Raw genomic sequence first — 1,517 nt, forward strand, 5'->3', positions numbered from 1 at the left:
GTCTCAGGGGGTGGTGAGGTCGAAGCGGTTGACGGTGACCGCGCCGCCCAGGGACTGGGTGGCGTAGTTGAAGATGGCGAAGCGGTAGCCCATGAAGAACTGCCAGGCGTTGCCCATGGTGAAGGCCGGTCCGAAGGAGGTGAAGTTCACTCCGTCGGTGCTGTAGGAGAAGCGGGCCTGGCGGCCGCTGCCGGGGCGGATGTCGGCGTTGACCCGCAGCCAGATCCGCCCGCCGGAGATGGAGGTGGAGGCCACCTCGGTGCCTGTGCTGGTGGTCTGCCAGCTGCCGTTCATGGTCAGGTTGTTGGTCGCGACCAGGCGGGTCTGGCCGTTGTCACGCCGGACGCCGATCCACGCCGAGGAATCGCGTAGCATCGCCAGCCCGGTCCGGTCGCCGTCGCGCATGGCCGAGTAGTCGAGCTGGATCGTGGCGGTGGAGGACGGCCCGAGGATGCGGTGGGTGAGGGTGTTGCGGGCCGAGTACAGGTCGTTGGTGACGGTGGCGGTCTGCAGCCGCAGCCCGTTGTTCACGCTGTACCTGCTGGTGTCGGGGTTGTGGTTCCACTCCCATTCGGGCCCGAGCTGGGTGCCGGCGAAGGTGTCGGTCCCGGTCGGGGACTTCACCTGCCGGGGCGGGCGCGGCACGTTGGGGTAGGGGTAGGAGCCGCCCCAGGCGCCGTTGACGGTCTGTACGGTGGGCCATCCGTCGGAGGTCCAGGTGATGGGGGCCAGGACGGGGATGCGGCCGCCGGGGTAGGCGTCCTGGAAGGCCATGTAGTACCAGGCGCCGTTTTGGGTCTGGACCAGTCCGCCCTGGTGGGGGACGCCGCCGCCGGAGACCGGGCCGCCCATGTTCAGCAGGACCTGGCGCATCTCATAGGGGCCGAAGGGGCCGTTGGTGGACTTCAGTACGTACTGGCCGTTGGCGGGGCGGGTGAGGAAGATGTAGTAGGCGCCGTTGCGCTTGTACATCCGTGATCCTTCCAGGGTGCCCACGCTGGAGGGGGTGGAGAACACCTGCTGGCTGCGGACCTCGCTTGTGCCGTCGGCCGACAGCTGGGCGACGCTGATGTTGGTGTTGCCGTAGGCGACGTACATGGTGTCGTTGTCGTCGATGAGCAGTCCGGCGTCGTAGTAGCACTTGTTGATCGTGGTGTGCCGGTTCCACGGGCCTTCGGCGGAGGTGGCGGTGTAGATGTAGGTCTTGCTGAAGTCGATGCAGCCGCCCCAGTAGAAGGTCTTGTTGCTCTTGCGGTAGTTCAGGAACGAGGCCCAGACGCCGTTGACGTAGGCCCGCCCGCCGTTCAGGTCGTATTTGGAGCCGAAGTCCAGCTTGGGCACGGAGTGACCGGCGTACTCCCAGTTGACCAGGTCGTAGGAGCGCAGGATCGGCGCGCCGGGCGAGTAGTGCATCGTGGAGGCCGAGTAGTAGTAGGTGTCGTCCACGCGGAAGACGTCGATGTCGGCCAGGTCCTCCCACAACACGGGGTTGGAATAGCTCGACGACGGCGGCCACG

Annotated in this window: 1 protein-coding gene; it reads right to left on the minus strand. The window is 66.7% G+C overall.

The genetic code is table 11. The features are described from left to right. Positions 1–3: 3 nt before the first annotated feature. Positions 4–1,517: glycoside hydrolase family 43 protein (locus FLX07_RS35755; protein WP_142576397.1), on the minus strand; the 1,514-nt coding region annotated here is incomplete at its 5' end.

Source organism: Microbispora bryophytorum, assembly GCF_006874465.1.
GTDB classification, from domain to species: domain Bacteria; phylum Actinomycetota; class Actinomycetes; order Streptosporangiales; family Streptosporangiaceae; genus Microbispora; species Microbispora bryophytorum.